We start from the raw sequence: 15,579 nt of genomic DNA, 5'->3' as shown, positions 1-15,579 counted from the left end.
CACGGGGGGCTCGTGCGCGGCACCTACCCTTCGACGGTGTCCGAGAGCAGCGCCGCGACGTCGAGCCACGACCTCGTCGTCCGCATCGGTACCGTCCTCAACGGACAACTGGCGGACCTCGTCCGCCAGATGCGCACGGCCCTGGTCGAGCAGGTCCAGGGGCTGGACGGCGACCCGGTGCTCGTCGACCTCCTGGGCGCCAGCATCGAGGGCAACGTCGACACGATCCTCCACGCGCTGGTGCACGACATCGGACGCGACGGCTTCGAGCCTCCGACGGCCGCCGTCGAGTACGCCCGCCGCCTGGCCCAGCGGGGCGTGCCCATCAGCGCGCTGCTGCGGGCGTACCGCCTCGGGCACCAGCTGCTCCTGCGCCGCGCGTTCCAGGTGGGCAACGCCGAGGGGTCGCCGGGGACCCGCGACCGGGCCTACGAGGTGCTCACCGAGCGGATGTTCACCTACATCGACTGGATCTCCGAACGGGTGACCACCGTCTACGAGGCCGAGCGCGACGCGTGGCTGACCTCCCAGCGCACGGGCAGGGAGTCGGTGGTGCGACGGCTGCTGGCGGAGCAGGAGGTCGACGCCGCAGCGGCCGAGGCCGCCCTGGGCTACCGCCTGCGGGGGGACCACGTCGCCGCCGTCGTGTGGGCCGACCGCCACGACGTCCTGCTGTCGGCGTCGCCCCAGCTCAGGCGCCTGGCCGGACGCTTCCGCTCCTCCCAGCCGCCCCTGGTGGTGGAGCACGACGAGACGACGTCCTGGGTGTGGTTCCACCTGCCGGACGGCCCACCGCGCCCGCGGGAGTGGTGGCGGGAGCTCCTCTCGGCCGCCCCGGAGGGGCTCTCGCTGGCCCTGGGCGGGGTGCACCGGGGGCTCGATGGCTTCCGCACCAGCCACCTCGAGGCGCGGGCCCTGCAGCGCCTGGCCCAGCTGCGCCGACGGCCGGGCAGGCAGGTGGTCGCCCACGACCAGCCCGGGGCGGCCCTCGCGGGTCTGCTCGCGGCGGACGTGCCCGCGGCTCGGTCCTGGGTGCGGCACCAGCTCGGGGGGCTCGCCGGCCCCGGTGAGGCCACCCAGCGCCACCGAGACGCGCTCCTGGTCTTCCTGCAGCACGACAGGTCCTTCACGGCCACCGCCCAGAGCACCTCGATGCACCCCAACTCGATCAAGTACCGGGTCGCCTCGGCGGAGCGGGCGCTGGGCCGGCCGGTCACGGACGGCCGCTTCGACCTGGAGGTGGCGCTCGTCCTGGCCTCGATGATGGGAGCCGCGGTGCTGGACGACGGGGCACCGGAAGCTCCCTGACGCGCACGCCGCCTTCGTCCTCCCAGGACGAAGGCGACGCGGATGTTCGGCTTCCGCCGACGTAGGGCGCGGAGGTGGAGCGCCCGTAGCGTCCTCCCCACGAGGCCACCACCCGTCGAAGCAGCGGGGTGGGCTCGGTCGACCCGGATGTGCGCCGTCGCTCTCCGAGAAGTCCGCGGATGTCACGGAGCGCGCCGGTCCCACGCACTGCTGCGAATTCCGCTGAGGCGCACCGTGGTGGTGGCGTCATCAGCTCACGCGAATTCCCGGAACGGGTCGTGGTGACCCCCCGGGGAATTCGCCGACTTCTTCAGGGTGAGAAAAGCCGTCGCACGGAGGACGGAAGTCCGGAAGGCGACCACGGAGAGCGAGAGAGGAACCGCGACGATGGGGTTCAAGACTGGGAACTTCCCTCCCGTGGACGTCGAGACCTTCCTCGACCGTCCCCTCATGGAGCGCGTCCGCGCCCTGGCGCTCCACTGGGTCGACCACGGCTTCGGCTCACCCAAGATCATCCCCGCCACCTACGTGGTGAAGCTCGCGGTGCTCTACCTCGGGGTCGGGCTGACCCTCGTGACGCTCACCTCGGGCGTGGGCGCCCCCTGGGCCGTGACCTCGTGGTGGGACGAGCTGGTCGTGTACCAGAAGCTCATCTTCTGGACCATGCTGCTGGAGGCGGTGGGCGTCGCCGGGTCCTGGGGTCCGATCGCGGGCAAGTTCAAGCCCATGACCGGCGGGATCCTCTTCTGGCTCCGCCCCCGCACGGTGCGGATGCCCCCGTGGCCGCACCGGGTTCCCGGGACCGCGGGTGATGAGCGCACCGTGCTCGACGTCGTCCTGTACGCCGCGCTGCTGGTCTCCCTGCTGGTGCCCGTGGTGCTGCCCGGGGTGCCGGTGCCCGGACTGGACGCCGCCCTGCCGGGGAACACCTCCGGCCTGGTCGACCCGGCCCTCGCGGTGCCGCCGCTGGTGCTCGTGGCCCTGCTGGGCCTGCGCGACAAGACGATCTTCATCGCCGCACGGACCGAGCAGTACGCACCGGCTCTGGTCGCCTTCGCGCTGGTGCCCGTCCTCGGGGGGAGCGGAGGGAACGCCGTCGTCGACCTGGTCGTCCTGCTGAAGCTGGCGGTGGCCTCGGTGTGGATCGCCGCCGGCTGCTCCAAGCTCGGCCGCCACTTCGAGAACGTCATCCCTCCGATGGTCTCCAACAACCCCTGCATCCCCGGCACGGCGGTCAAGCGGCTGCACTACCGCGACGCACCTCACGACCTGCGCCCGTCCTGGCTGGCCAGGTCGATCGCCCACGGGCTGGGAACGGTGGTCGAGATCGGCGTGCCCGTGGTGCTGCTGCTCTCCCACGACCCGTTGCTCACCCTCCTGGGCGTCATCGTCCTGGTGGGCCTGCACTCCGTGATCATCTCGATGTTCCCGCTGGCGGTCCCCCTGGAGTGGAACCTGCTGTTCGGCTGGGCGGCCGTCGTGCTCTTCCTCGGGTTCCCGGCGTGGCAGGGCTTCGGCCTGGGCGACGCCAGCAGCCCGTGGCTGGTGGTCGGCGCCCTGGCCTGCCTCTTCTTCTTCCCCGTGCTGGGCAACCTGCGCCCTGACCTGGTCGCCTTCACCCCCGCGATGCGCCAGTACGCCGGCAACTGGGCGGCCTCGCTGTGGGCGTTCGCGCCCGGCTGCGAGGACAAGCTGGACGCCCTGGTGCGCCCCACCCGCAACCAGGTGCGCCAGCTGGAGTCCCTCGGCTACCCCTCCGCCGTCGCCGAGATCACCATGCAGCAGACGATCGCCTGGCGCTCGATGCACAGCCAGGGCCGCGGGCTGTTCTCCCTGCTGCTCCGGCACGTCCCTGACGTCGACCGCGCGACCGTCCGCGAGGGGGAGTTCACCTGCAACTCGATCATCGGCTTCAACTTCGGTGACGGCCACCTCCACAACCACCGGCTCATCGAGGCGGTGCAGCGCCGCTGCAGCTTCGCACCCGGTGAGCTGGTCGTGGCGTGGGTGGAGTCCCAGCCGATCCACCGCGGGACGCAGCAGTACAAGGTCATCGACGCCGCACTCGGCGTCATCGAGGAAGGCACCTGGCGCGTCCAGGACGCGGTGACCACCCAGCCCTGGCTGCCCGACGGCCCCATCCCCACCCAGGTGACGTGGCGGCGGGAGCAGCCCGAGCCGGGCCCGGCGCCCCGGCAGACCCCCCGGACGCTCGACGTGCGCCAGCCGGAGCAGCGCGAGAGGCGCAAGGCCAGCGCATGAGCAGAGCCGTGGTGGTGGGCAGCGGGCCCAACGGGCTCGCTGCCGCCCTCACCCTGGCCGATGCGGGGGTGGAGGTCGTGGTCTACGAGGCCGCCGACACCCCCGGCGGCGGGGCGCGGTCAGCGGAGCTGACCCTGCCCGGGCTGCTGCACGACGAGTGCTCCGGGTTCCACCCCTTCGCCACCTCCTCGGTCTTCGCCAAGGCCTTCGACCTCCAGGCGGCGGGGCTGCGGTGGGCCTGGCCGCAGGTGCAGTACGCCCACCCGCTGGACGGCGGATCAGGAGCGGCCGCTGTGCGCTCCGTGCCGGAGACCGCCGCGGGGCTGGGGGACGACGCCCGCCGCTGGCAGCGGTTCCTCGGCCCGGTGGTGGAGGACTTCGACACCATCAGCGAGGAGTTCCTCCAGCCCCTGCTGCACCTGCCCCGGCACCCCCTGCACCTGGCTCGCCTGGGCCTGCGCGCCCCAGCGCCCGCGGCGCTCACCGCGCACCTGTTCCGCACCCGCGAGGCCCGGGCGCTGTGGGGCGGCCTGGCCGCCCACGGCTTCACCGCGTTCTCCCTGCCGCTGTCGTCAGCGATCGGCGTCTCGCTGGGGGCAGCCGCCCACCGGTTCGGCTGGCCCGTGGCCGTGGGAGGGTCGGGGCAGATCACGGCGGCCCTCGTCCGGCTGCTGGAGCAGCGCGGTGGGACGGTGGTCACCGGCACCCGCGTCCGGGACGTGCGCGACCTGGGCCGGTTCGACGCGCTGCTGCTCGACACCTCGCCCGGCGGGGCCGCTGACATCGCGGGCAGCCTGCTGCCGGAGCGCACTGTCCGCGCCTACCGCCGGTTCCGCCACGGCGCAGCAGCGTTCCAGCTGGCCCTCGCCGTCGACGGCGGCATCCCGTGGAGCTACGAGCCCGCCAGGCGCGCCGGCACGGTGCACGTCTCGGGCAGCTTCGAGCAGACCGCCGCTGCGGAGCGCGAGGTCGCGCGCGGGCGCATGCCGCGGCGCCCGTTCGTGCTGCTGGGCCAGCAGCACCTGGCCGACCCCGGCCGGGCGAAGGGGAGCGTGGTCCCGATCGACTGCTACGCCCACGTCCCGGCCGGGTACGACGGCGACGCCACCGAGGCGGTGCTCGCCCAGCTCGAGCGCTACGCGCCGGGGCTGCGGGAGCGGCTCCTGGCGGTCGTCTCGCGCCCTACGCGCCAGATCGCCGCCGACAACCCCAACTTCGTGGGCGGCGACATCGTCACCGGCCACAAGCGGGCCGACCAGCTGCTGCTGGGACCCCGGGCCGGCTCGAGCCCGTACGACACCGGCGCGCGCGGCATCTACCTGTGCTCGGCCGCCGTCCCCCCGGGTCCTGGCGCCCACGGCGTCGGAGGCCACCTCGCAGCGCTGAGAGCCCTGTCGCGCCTCTGAAGCGCCGGTGCCGGCCCAGCCCTCGACCACCCACCCCACCCCACGCCCCGTCCCACCACACCGAGGAGCACCACCGTGGCTGTGCTGTCCGACCGCGTCGCCGTCATCACCGGATCCGCCCGAGGCATCGGAGCCGCCATCGCCGAGCGGTTCGTCGCCGAGGGCGCGAGGGTCGTGGTCTCCGACCTCGACGAGACCGCCGCTCGCGCCACCGCCGACCGCATCGGAGCCGTCGACGCCCTCGGCGCCGACGTGCGCGACGAGGAGCAGGTGCGCTCGCTCTTCGCCACGGTCGCCCAGCGCCACGGAGGAGTGCACGTCGTGGTCGCCAACGCCGGGGTCGGAGCTCCGGTGCCCCTGCTCGGCATGGACCTCGCGGCGTGGCGCGCCGTGACCAGCGTCAACCTGGACGGGGTGTTCCTCACCGTCAGGTACGGAGGCGAGGCGGTGGCCGCCTCCGGCGGCGGGTCGGTGCTCACGCTGTCCTCCGTGACGGCGACCACGGGGTCTCCCCTCATCGCCCACTACGCCGCTGCCAAGGCCGGGGTGCTGAACCTGACCAAGACCGCAGCCGTGGAGCTCCGCTCCCACGGCGTCCGCGTCAACGCGCTGGTCCCCGGCTTCATCGGCACCGAGCTGGTCACCCGCGCAGCGCCGGAGTTCGAGGAGCTCCTCGGCCTTCCCGAGGGGGGCTTCCACTCGGTGCTCGAGCAGAAGCAGGGACGGATGGGAGCTGTGGAGGACCTCGTGTCGGCCGCCGTCTACCTGTCCTCGGACGCCGACGCGTCATGGGTCACCGGCGCCGGCCTCGTCCTGGACGGTGGCCTGACGAGCTCCCTGCTGTGACCCGTGGCCGCACCGCCCGGGTGTCCCACGGGCGCGGCGGCCGTCGTCCCGACCAGCGCTGCCGCTGCGGTGCCGGTGCAGGTGCCGGCGCGGTCGCTCGCGGCTGAGGCCTCCTGAGCAGCGTCGGCGTCAGGCAGCCGCCTCGCGGGTGCCCGGCGGCCCCGGCGGAGACTCCGCCGGGGCCGGTCGGGGGCACCGGATCGCCCGTGCGGGGGGTGACCCCCACCTGCGGCGTTGCCGCTCCCAGGTCCGTGTGGTCACCTGATCTCACGATCCGAGGGGGGTCATCGATGGCCGATCAGCCGTCAGCACCGCAGGGGCCGAGGGCCTCCGCGTCGCAGCAGGTCCAGGAGCCGGACCAGGAGCCGGGCGCCGAGGGCCCGCAGCACGCTGCGCCGAAGCGCACCGGGCCGAGCCGGCGCACCGTCCTGGGCACCGCTGCGGGCGTGGTCGCCGCCGGCGGCCTGGCCACCTGGGTAGCCCTGCGCACGGGCGGTGGGGCGGCGTCACCCGGTGGTGGCGGCACGCCGTCGACCGCGCCGTCGACGAGCGCCACGACGGCCTTCACGCCGCGCCAGTGGATCTCCGGTGCCTCCGGGGAGGGCGTGGCCGACGGCTCGTACGCGGCGGCCCGCGGCACCGAGGTGGGGGTCTCGGCCACCTGGTTCGACAACAACGAGGCGATGCTGAAGCTGTACACGCTCCAGCCCGGCGAGGAGTTCGACGGCTGGGACAAGCCGCTGGACGTCTCCCTTGGTGCCATCGACATGGACGACGAGGGCGAGAGCTGGGCCGAGGCCGCCGCCGGCGCCTACGACGACCGCTGGCGGCAGTCCCTCACCCTGCTGCGGGACGTCTGGGGGAGCAGGCAGGCCACCTGCTACATCCGGTTCGCCCACGAGATGAACGGCAACTGGTACCGCTGGAAGGTGGTCGCCAGCGACGTCGACGCGTTCAAGACCGCCTGGGGCCGCTACCGGGCGATCCAGCAGCAGGTGTTCCCCGCGTCCAAGCTCGTGCTCTGCTTCAACCGCGAGTCGGTGCAGAGCGGGTACGACTGGCGAGACCTCTACCCCGGCCAGGGGCAGGTGGACGTCATGGGCGTCGACTACTACAACCAGTTCCCGGCGGTCGACACCGCCGAGGAGTGGGACGCCGCGATGACCCTCAAGGACCCGTTCGGCGGTCCCAAGGGCCTGCAGGGCCACCTCGACTTCGCCAAGGAGGTGGGCCTGCCCCTGGCCGTGTCCGAGTGGTCCGGGAACGCGGACGAGGGCGACCACCCCGTGTTCGTGCAGAAGATGCACGAGTTCTTCTCCCGCAACGGCGGCACCGGGCCTGGCGAGGTCCTCTACGAGGTGCAGTTCAACGTGGACATGCAGGGTGCCAACGGCAAGTTCCTGCTCATCAGCCCCCAGACGCGGATGCCCGAGTCGGAGAAGGCCTACACCAGCCTGCGCTGGGGGAACCCCTCCGCCTGACGGCCCCACCGGCGCGGAGCGCTGTCGCCCTCAAGACAGACGCTCCGCGCTCCGATGACCTCGATGACGGGTGCAGAGGGCGCTCGTGGTCGAGGGGGCTCGGACGTGGCGAGGACGAGGTGGGCGGACCTCCGCCTGGGCACCAAGCTGTCGGCGCTGGTCGCGGTCGGCGCTGCCGTGACGCTGACGACGGGCGGCCTCGCGCTGTCGTCGCTGGCGAACGTCGGCGCGCAGGTCGACCAGCTGACCACCACCAACGCCGCCACGCAGCAGGCGCTGCAGGCCGACATGATGCACGACGCCGTCCGCGGCGACCTGCTCCGCATGATCGTCACCGCTGACGCGGCGGAGCGGGCCTCGGCCGCGCAGGAGATGGCCCAGCACCAGAAGGCCCTCACCGACGCCCTCGCCGGCGTCCGCTCCCGCGACCTCGGCCCGGGCGTCACCACCGCGCTGCAGCGGGTCCAGCCCGATGTCGACGCCTACCTGGCCGCGGCCGCGAGCGCCTCGCAGCTCGCTCTCGCGGACCCGCAGGCCGCGCTGGCCCGGTACGGCGACTTCCAGGAGGCGTTCTCCGCCCTCGAGGAGTCGATGCCGACCGTGGGGCAGGCCGTCGACGAGCGCGTCACGGCCGCCGCGGCCGACGTGGCCGCCGAGCGCCGCTCCACGACGGCCCTCCTCGCCGCCAGCGGCGCGGTCGGCCTGGCGCTGCTCGCCGTCCTCGGCGCGGCGGTCACCCGCTCGGTGACGCGCCCCCTGCGCCGGGTCACCGACGTCGTCACGGCCCTCGCCGACGGCGACCTCACCGCCAGCTGTGACCTCGAGCGCCGCGACGAGCTGGGCGTGACCGCGGCTGCCCTCGACCGGGCCCTGGTGGCGCTGCGCCGCGTGCTGTCCGGCGTGGTGGCGGAGGCCGACGCGGTGGCCAGCGCCTCCGAGCAGCTGCGCGGCACCACGGCGCAGATCGCCGCCGCCTCCGAGGAGACCAGCGCGCAGTCCCGCGTGGTGTCCGGCGTGGTGGACGAGGTCTCCGCCGGCGTCCAGACCGTCGCCGCGGGCGCCGGGGAGATGGGGGACGCCATCCGTGAGATCGCCAGGTCCACCGAGGAGGCGAGCCGGGTGGCGGGCACGGCCGTGCAGGCGGCCACCACCGCCACCGAGACCGTCACGGGGCTGGGGGAGGCGAGCCGGCAGATCGGCGACGTCGTCAAGGTCATCACCTCCATCGCCGAGCAGACCAACCTGCTGGCCCTCAACGCAACCATCGAGGCGGCTCGCGCCGGGGAGGCCGGCAAGGGCTTCGCGGTGGTGGCGGCCGAGGTCAAGGAGCTGGCACGGGAGACGGCGGCGGCCACGGAGGACGTGGCGCGCCGCGTGCAGACCATCCAGCAGGGGGCCGGCGGCGCCGTCGAGGCCATCGCCGGGATCTCCGACGTCATCGCCCAGATCTCCGCCCACCAGAGCACCATCGCCTCGGCGGTGGAGGAGCAGACCGCCACCACGCAGGAGATGTCCCGCTCGGCGGCGGAGGCCGCCGGCGGCGCCGGCAGGATCGCGGCCACGGCGTCGACGATGTCGGCCACGGCCGCGTCCACGAGCCAGGCGCTCGGTGAGGCCAGCTCCGCCGTGGACGACCTCGCGGGCCGGGCCGCGGCCCTGCGCCGCGAGGTGGCGGCCTTCCGCTTCTAGGTCCTCCCGCCGGACCCGCCCGGGCCGCCTGGCCCGCCCGGCCCGACGGCGCGGCAGGCGAGCTGCAGCGCGAGGCGCTGCTCGTGGTCGCCCAGGCTGACCTCCAGCAGCCGCTCGATGCGGGCCACGCGCTGCGCCACCGTGTTGCGGTGGATGCCGAGGGTGGTGGCGGTCTCCGACAGCGACGACTCGGCGTCCAGGTAGACCCCCAGCGTCTGCACGAGCGAGGGGTCGGCGAGCAGCGGCTCCAGCAGGCTGCGCGCCGCCGGCTCGAACGTCTCGGTGCGGGTCCACGCCAGCAGCGTCTGGGCCACCCCCAGCTGGTCGACGTGCAGGAACCGGCCCTGCTCGGGCCGGCCCGCGGCCAGCAGCGCCGCGTCCGCCGCCTCCGACAGCGTCCTGGCCACGCCCGCAGGTCCCTGGTGCGGGCGGCCGACGCCGGTGGCGCAGCCCGTCAGCTGCCGCAGCCCCTCGTGGAGGCGGCGGAACCGCTCGGCCAGGTGCCGCACCTCCACGGCGCTGGGGGAGCGGTCGGTGCTCCACCAGCCGCTCCAGCCGTCGCCGTGCTCGGCCAGCACGAGCTGCAGCCCCGCTTCCGCGGAGCGGCGCAGCGCCTCAGCCCGCAGCCCCGCCACGTCGGTGGCGCCACCGGTGCGCACCCGCACCCCCACGTGCCACCCCGCCAGCGGCCACCCCGCCGCCGCGGCCCGCTGGCGCAGCTCGGGGCTGGGCTCCCCGGTGAGGCGCAGGACGTCGGTGAGCAGCGCCGCCCGTCCGCGCGCGTCCCGCTCCACCGCCGTCCGCTCGGCGGCCAGCCACCCGGCCACGGCGGTGCTCGCGGCGCAGAGCAGGTCCTCCGCGGCCCCGACCGCCACCGGCCCGGAGTCTGCGGGCACCCGCGCCACGAGCCAGCGCTGCACGCTGCGCAGGCCCGGCAGCAGCACGGGGCGCGCCGTCACCGCGCCCGCCGCCGTGCGGTCGCGCTGCACCACCGGCTCCGCGGGCCGGGGCACCACCAGCGCGAGGTCGCCGTGGAGCACCGAGCCCGACGCGTCCGCCAGCGCCACCGGCGCACCCAGCAGCCGCGCGCACAGGGCCACCAGCGGTCCGGGTCCGCTGACCCGCCCGTCGGCGACGGCGCGCGAGACGTCGAGCACGGCCCGGGCGGACGCGACCTCCGGCGCGGCCAGGTGCACCGCCGCGGCGGTCGCCAGGTCGAGCAGCGCCGCCTCCCCACCGAGCACGCACAGCTCGAGGCGCGTGCACAGCAGGCGCGTGGGCCCCGGCAGCGGGTCGGTGCCGGCCAGCAGCACGGCGCGGGCACCGGCGTCGGCGGCGCGACGCAGCAGCGCGTCGAGCTGCCAGGCCGGGGCCGACCGCCAGGACGGGCCCGCCAGCACGACCAGGGCCTCCCGCGCCCCGCTCGCGCCGAGCTGGTCCGGCGCGTCGAGGAGGACGACGGTGCGCAGCGAGACCCCGCCGGGCTCGCCGGCCAGCACCGCGGTGCCGCGCCACGCCGGCAGCGCGAGCAGCCCTCCCAGCCCGGTCACCACGGGGACCCCGCGGGCTGCAGCGCGAGCACGGGGTCCACGTCGAGCCCGAACGCCCGCGGCGCGACCTGAGCAGCGTGCTCGGGGTGGCCCCAGAAGGCTGCAGCGGGCAGCTGCAGCACCACCACGTCGTCGCCGCGTCGGATCCTGTCGCAGGCCACCACGCGCGCGGTGCGCCGCTCCAGCACCACGAGCAGGTCCGGTGTGGTGGCGACCGGCGCGCCGTCCTCGAAGGCCACGAGGTACTCGTTCTCCATCTCCAGCCGCAGCAGCGCGCTGGTCCGCTGGTCCCGCACGCACGCTGAGCCGCGCCCGAACCCGGCCCCCGCGCGCCGGGCCACCTCCACCACGCGGCCCGCACCGAGCAGCCTCGCCCCCAGGGCGGCGGTGACGTCGTCGTTGCTCACCGAGGCGCCGAGCGCCTCCAGGCGCGCCCCGAGCTCCAGGCACCGCCGGGTGGTCCGCACCGGGCCGACCCGCGCCCAGTCAGCGCGCCGCACCGGCGCGGTGGCCATGGCCGCCCACCCGCCCTCGGCGGCGAGCACCGCGCGCACCACGCGCTCGCAGCGCGGGCCGTCCCCGCCCTCCACCACCAGCACGTGGCCGCCCGGCAGCGCCAGGGCCAGCGGCGGCAGCGCGCCGTCGACCACGGCCAGCGAGAACTGCTCCAGCCGCGGCAGCGCGCGGCCGCACAGGTCGACGTCCACCACCGGCAGCGCGCAGGAGACGGCGGTGGCCAGCGCCGTCAGGCCGTTGAGCCCAGCGGCCTCGAGGGAGGCCAGCGCGGTGGCCCGCGCACCGGTCCACCGCTCCACCGCGCGCAGCGCCCGTGCGAACTCCCCACCGCCGGGCAGCTCCTCGGTGAAGGCGCTCGCAGCCCCCACCATGCCCACGAAGGAGACGGCGTGGTCCGTGGCGCCGTCGGGGTCGAGCAGCTGCACCGCACCCGCGCCGACGGCGTGGGCGAACAGGAGGCCCGCGGGGCGCGCGTCGCCGCCGCCACCGGAGCCGAGGACGTCGGCCCCGCGCACGAGCGCGGGCGCGTCAGCCGCGCTCACGGCCCGCACGGCCCAGCCGTCGTCGTCGTCGATCGTGTCGGGCACGACGCACACCCTGGCACCGCCCGCGCCCCCTGTGGAGGGGCGGGCGGTGCCAGGGAGCGGCAGGAGGTGGCAGGTGGCGTCGTGCTCAGACCGCCGCGGGCACGTCGAGGCGCTCGGTGACCAGCTCCTCGACCGGCACGAACGGCTGGTCCAGCCCGAAGGCCGCCGGACCGAAGACGGCCAGGGCCTCCGGCGTGCGCATGATGTCCGGGGTGGAGATGCCGAGCACCACCACGCGCTGCCCGTAGCGCAGGCCCTCGGTGGTGATGGGCTCGGCGGTGGTGTCGTCGACCACGCAGATGAGGTCGGGCACCACGCAGACCGGCACCCCGTCGCGCAGGGCGAGCAGGTGCTCGTTCTGGAACCGCAGCTCCAGCACGCCGTCGTCGAAGCCCGCCACCGCGCACCCGCCGCGGGTGAAGCCGCCCTCGGTGCGCCGCTCCACGTCGGTGACCTTCCCGCGGAACAGCGGGCGGACGTTGCGGTAGATGGTCCCGGCGAAGTACTCGGCGAGCGCCGCGAACGGGTCGCGGTGGTCCTCGCGGGCCTCGCGGATGGTCCGGCCCGCGCCGATGCCGAGGGACAGGGTGCGGGGGATGGCGACCCGCTTCACGTCGGCCCCGGTCATGGCGTACTCGGCGATGAGCGCCGCTCCGCCGAACTGGATGGCGCAGGCGCGCGCGAGGCGCTCCATGCGCACGTCGTCGTCGCCGGTGTCGACGACGACGGTCTCGTGGCGGTCGCCGGCCACCACCATGGGGGAGGCGTGCACCCCGTAGACCCCGAAGGTCTCCATCTGGAGCTCGGGAAAGGCGCGGCCCATGCCGTCCGCGTCGATGATCGGCAGGCCCGCGCGGGCGGCCACGAGCAGCGGGATCATCGAGTTCAGCCCGCCGCACTCGATGGGCATCGTGGCCTGGGCGGTGCGGCCGAGGCGCTGCTCGAGGGTGCGCAGCGCCACGACCGGCTCGGTGCCGCGCGGCACCTTCTCCACCATGACCGTGGGGGCGCCCATCATCGCGGTGGGGATGACGAAGAGGTCGTCGTCCACCTCCTCGGGGTCCAGCACGGTGATGGGCCCGTGCTCCTTGATGGCCTCGGCCACCAGCAGGCGCCCGATGTAGGGGTCGCCGCCGCCGCCGGTGCCCAGCAGGGTGGCGCCGCGGGCGAGGTCGGCCAGGTGGGACTCGTCGAGCAACCAGCTCATGCGGGGACTCCTTCGAGGAGGACGGCGTCGTCGGGGTAGCCGAAGGCGGCGGGCCCGGCCAGCGCCAGGCCCTCGGGGGTGCGCCAGCGGGGGTCGCAGGGCGCCACCACCGCGCTGACGCGGTGGCCGAAGCGGAGCTGCTCGGTGGTGATGGCCGCGCCGGTGGCGGTGTCGAGCAGGCAGATGAGGTCCGGGGCGGTGGCGAGCACGCGCCCGCCCGCGCGCAGGACCAGGTTCTCGTTCTGGAAGTCGACGGTCATGGTGCTCCCCGCGTGCTCGCCGGAGCCCTCCAGCACCGCGGTGCCGCGGGCGAAGCCCGTGGTGGTGCGCCGCTCGACGTCCACCACCTTGGCCGTCGCCAGCACGCGCCCGCCGAGGTGCTCCGCGACGGCCCCGGCGGGGTCGTCACCGGCGGCGCCGGGCTCCAGCAGCGCGCCGAGGGAGGCCGCCAGCGAGATGGTCCCCGGCACGAGTCCGCGGCGGGCCGCCGCGCCGTCCATGGCGTAGTTGGAGATCATCGCCGAGCAGCCCATGTCGATGGTCACCGAGCGGGCCAGCCGCTCCGCCCACCGGTTGTCCACCGTGTCGAGGACGGCGCAGTTGCCCTTCTCGTCCACCACGGCCATGGGGGTCGCCCGGACCCCGGTGAGGGTGAGGAGCACCTGCTGGAGCTCGGGGAAGGCGCGGCCCATGCCGTCGCCGTCCACCAGCGGCAGCCCCAGCTCGGCCGCCGCGGCCACCGGCACGAGGGAGTTGACCCCGCCGGCCTCGATGCACGCGACGTGCGTGACGCGCAGGCCCAGGTGGCGGGTGAGGACGTCGACGGCCCGGCCGACCTGGTCGGCCGAGGGGATCTTCTCCACCATGACGGTGGGGGCGCCCATCATCGCCACGGGCAGCACCACGGCGTCGTCGGGCAGCTCGGCCAGCGGGGTGAGCGCCACCGGCCCGTGCGCCCTGACGGCCGCGGCGGCCATGAGGGCGCCGATGTGCGGGTCGCCGCCGCCGCCGGTCCCCAGCACCGCCGCGCCGCGGGAGATGGCGCGGACCTCGTCCAGCCCCACCTCCCGCAGCTGGCGCGAGGCGACGGCCGAGCTCATCCCCGGGTCCCGACCGCGGCCGGCTCGCGCCGGTCCGACGCGGCCCCGGGGGCCAGCGACAGGTCCCCGACGGCCTTGACGCGGATGCGGGTGGCGCCGCCGGGCAGGTAGGGCAGCGGCACCTCGTCGATCTCGAGCACCTCCACGCTGGAGGGGACCGCACCGTTGGCGACGGCGCGCTCGACGGCCTCGGCGCGGGCAGCCTCGAGCACGTCGCCGCGGCGGCCGGGCTCGATGGTGAAGACCCGGTCCACCTCGCCGCCGACCTGGGCGATGGCGGCGCCGATGGCGTTGGCGACGGCGAAGTTCTCCGGCCGCAGCACCTCCCCGCTGCCCGCGAGGTGGTCCGGCAGCAGCACCGACCCGCCACCCACCGCGACCACGGGCAGCGGCTGGGAGGAGGTGCGCATCCGGTCCACGGCGTCTGCGACGTCCGCCGCGATGCGGGCCAGCGCCGCCTTCACCACGGACGGGTCCAGGTGGGCCACGAGCGAGGCGTCACCGATGTCCGCACGTCCGGCGGCCACGGCGATGTCGGTGGCGGTGACGGTGTCGCCTCCGAAGACGAGCGCGCGCTCGGTGAGGCGGTAGCCGACGGAGTCCGGTCCCACGGTCACCGAGGAGCCGCCGCCGCGGACCAGGGAGCCGCCGCCGATGCCGATGGAGAGCACGTCGGGCATGCGGAAGTTGGTGCGGATGCCGGCCACGGACACCTCCGTGGTCGCCTCCCGGGGGAACCCGCGGGTGAGGACGCCGACGTCCGACGTCGTCCCGCCCACGTCCACCACGGCGCACGTGGTGACCCCGGAGAGCACCGCGGCCCCGCGCATGGAGTTGGTGGGCCCGGAGGCGAACGTGGAGACGGGGTAGCGGCGGGCGTGCTCGACGTCCATGAGCGTGCCGTCGTTCTGGCTGAGGTAGATCGGCGCGTCGATCCCGGCGCCGGCCACCGCGGCGAAGAGGCCGCCCACGATGTCGGAGGCCAGCTCGCGCAGCGCCGCGTTGACGATGGTGGCGTTCTCGCGCTCCAGCAGCCCGATCCGGCCGATCTGGTGGGACAGGGAGATCGCGACGTCGGGCAGCTCCTGCGCGAGCACCTCCGCCGCCCGCAGCTCGAACTCGGTGTTGACGGGGGAGAACACCGAGGTGATGGCCACGCTGCGCACGCCGTGGGCGGCCATGTCGGCCGCGTGGCGGCGCAGCTCGTCGGGGTCGAGGGCGGAGATGGTGCGGCCGTCGAACTCGTGGCCGCCGTGCGCCAGGTAGGCGCGTCCGGAGACCGCGGTCACCAGGCGCTGCGGCCAGTCGACCATCGGCGGCAGCGCCGCGGTGGCCGGCAGGCCCAGCCGCAGCGCCGCCGTCGGGGCGAGGCGGTTCGCCTCGACGAGGGCGTTGATGAAGTGGGTGGTGCCGATCATCACGGCCCGCACCCCGCTGGGGTCGAAGGCGCGCACGCCCTGCAGGGCCGCCAGCGAGGCGGTGATGCCGCTGGAGACGTCGGAGGTGGTGGGGCTCTTGACGGCCGCCAGCACCGCGTCGTCGTCGCCCAGGAGGACGGCGTCGGTGTTGGTGCCGCCCACGTCGATGCCGATGCGCACGGAGTCTCTCCTCGTTCTCGTCGGTGGGG

At 75.1% G+C, this 15,579-nt stretch carries 11 protein-coding genes; 6 read left to right on the top strand and 5 right to left on the bottom strand.

Translation table 11 applies throughout. The features are described 5' to 3' along the window. The first annotated feature begins 36 nt into the window (after positions 1 to 36). The 6 genes from H7K62_RS07580 (at position 37) to H7K62_RS07555 (ending at position 8,992) form a co-directional block, all read left to right on the top strand. A complete protein-coding gene (locus tag H7K62_RS07580) occupies positions 37 to 1,308 on the top strand; it encodes a PucR family transcriptional regulator (protein ID WP_186717323.1) in 1,272 nt (423 codons plus the stop codon). Between the two features lie 387 nt (positions 1,309 to 1,695). Beyond that, positions 1,696 to 3,570, top strand: a complete 1,875-nt coding sequence (locus H7K62_RS07575) for a DUF3556 domain-containing protein (protein ID WP_186717322.1) — start codon at positions 1,696 to 1,698, stop codon at positions 3,568 to 3,570. Beyond that, on the top strand, positions 3,567 to 4,976 hold the full coding sequence (locus tag H7K62_RS07570) for a phytoene desaturase family protein (RefSeq protein WP_186717321.1): 1,410 nt from the start codon (positions 3,567 to 3,569) through the stop codon (positions 4,974 to 4,976). Before H7K62_RS07575 ends, H7K62_RS07570 begins: the two co-directional genes overlap by 4 nt. A 75-nt stretch (positions 4,977 to 5,051) precedes the next feature. Then, positions 5,052 to 5,822, top strand: a complete 771-nt coding sequence (locus tag H7K62_RS07565) for an SDR family NAD(P)-dependent oxidoreductase (protein ID WP_186717320.1) — start codon at positions 5,052 to 5,054, stop codon at positions 5,820 to 5,822. Positions 5,823 to 6,112: 290 nt separating this feature from the next. After that, positions 6,113 to 7,303: a glycosyl hydrolase gene (locus H7K62_RS07560; RefSeq protein WP_186717319.1), complete on the top strand. Its 1,191-nt coding sequence runs from the start codon at positions 6,113 to 6,115 to the stop codon at positions 7,301 to 7,303. A gap of 105 nt (positions 7,304 to 7,408) precedes the next feature. Continuing rightward, entirely contained in the window at positions 7,409 to 8,992 is a 1,584-nt protein-coding gene (locus H7K62_RS07555; protein WP_186717318.1) for a methyl-accepting chemotaxis protein, read from the top strand. On the opposite strand, the gene H7K62_RS07550 is transcribed toward H7K62_RS07555, so the two are convergent. The 5 genes from H7K62_RS07550 to H7K62_RS23645 form a co-directional block, all read right to left on the bottom strand. Next, positions 8,989 to 10,542 (bottom strand): helix-turn-helix domain-containing protein, encoded by a 1,554-nt coding sequence (locus H7K62_RS07550; RefSeq protein WP_186717317.1) that lies wholly within the window; start codon positions 10,540 to 10,542, stop codon positions 8,989 to 8,991. The two genes, H7K62_RS07555 and H7K62_RS07550, sit on opposite strands and share 4 nt — an antisense overlap. Then, complete coding sequence (locus H7K62_RS07545) at positions 10,539 to 11,645, bottom strand: DUF917 domain-containing protein (RefSeq protein WP_222437226.1); 1,107 nt, start codon at positions 11,643 to 11,645, stop codon at positions 10,539 to 10,541. Before H7K62_RS07545 ends, H7K62_RS07550 begins: the two co-directional genes overlap by 4 nt. A gap of 85 nt (positions 11,646 to 11,730) precedes the next feature. After that, entirely contained in the window at positions 11,731 to 12,852 is a 1,122-nt protein-coding gene (locus H7K62_RS07540; protein WP_186717316.1) for a DUF917 domain-containing protein, read from the bottom strand. Continuing rightward, complete coding sequence (locus H7K62_RS07535; protein ID WP_186717315.1) at positions 12,849 to 13,952, bottom strand: DUF917 domain-containing protein; 1,104 nt, start codon at positions 13,950 to 13,952, stop codon at positions 12,849 to 12,851. Before H7K62_RS07535 ends, H7K62_RS07540 begins: the two co-directional genes overlap by 4 nt. Further along, positions 13,949 to 15,550 (bottom strand): hydantoinase/oxoprolinase N-terminal domain-containing protein, encoded by a 1,602-nt coding sequence (locus H7K62_RS23645; RefSeq protein WP_186717314.1) that lies wholly within the window; start codon positions 15,548 to 15,550, stop codon positions 13,949 to 13,951. The genes H7K62_RS07535 and H7K62_RS23645 overlap by 4 nt, the downstream gene beginning before the upstream one ends. Positions 15,551 to 15,579 lie beyond the last annotated feature (29 nt).

It is taken from the genome of Quadrisphaera sp. RL12-1S (genome assembly GCF_014270065.1).
Lineage (GTDB): Bacteria > Actinomycetota > Actinomycetes > Actinomycetales > Quadrisphaeraceae > Quadrisphaera.
The sequence above is the reverse complement of the archived record's forward strand: the minus strand, read 5'-3'. Positions and strand labels throughout refer to the sequence as shown.

Bases quoted from the DNA above. Each gene is read 5' to 3' on its own strand.
- H7K62_RS07575 (WP_186717322.1), top strand. From the start codon at position 1,696: ATGGGGTTCAAGACTGGGAACTTCCCTCCCGTGGACGTCGAGACCTTC.
- H7K62_RS07570 (WP_186717321.1), top strand. From the start codon at position 3,567: ATGAGCAGAGCCGTGGTGGTGGGCAGCGGGCCCAACGGGCTCGCTGCC.
- H7K62_RS07560 (WP_186717319.1), top strand. From the start codon at position 6,113: ATGGCCGATCAGCCGTCAGCACCGCAGGGGCCGAGGGCCTCCGCGTCG.
- H7K62_RS07540 (WP_186717316.1), bottom strand. From the start codon at position 12,852: ATGAGCTGGTTGCTCGACGAGTCCCACCTGGCCGACCTCGCCCGCGGC.
- H7K62_RS07535 (WP_186717315.1), bottom strand. From the start codon at position 13,952: ATGAGCTCGGCCGTCGCCTCGCGCCAGCTGCGGGAGGTGGGGCTGGAC.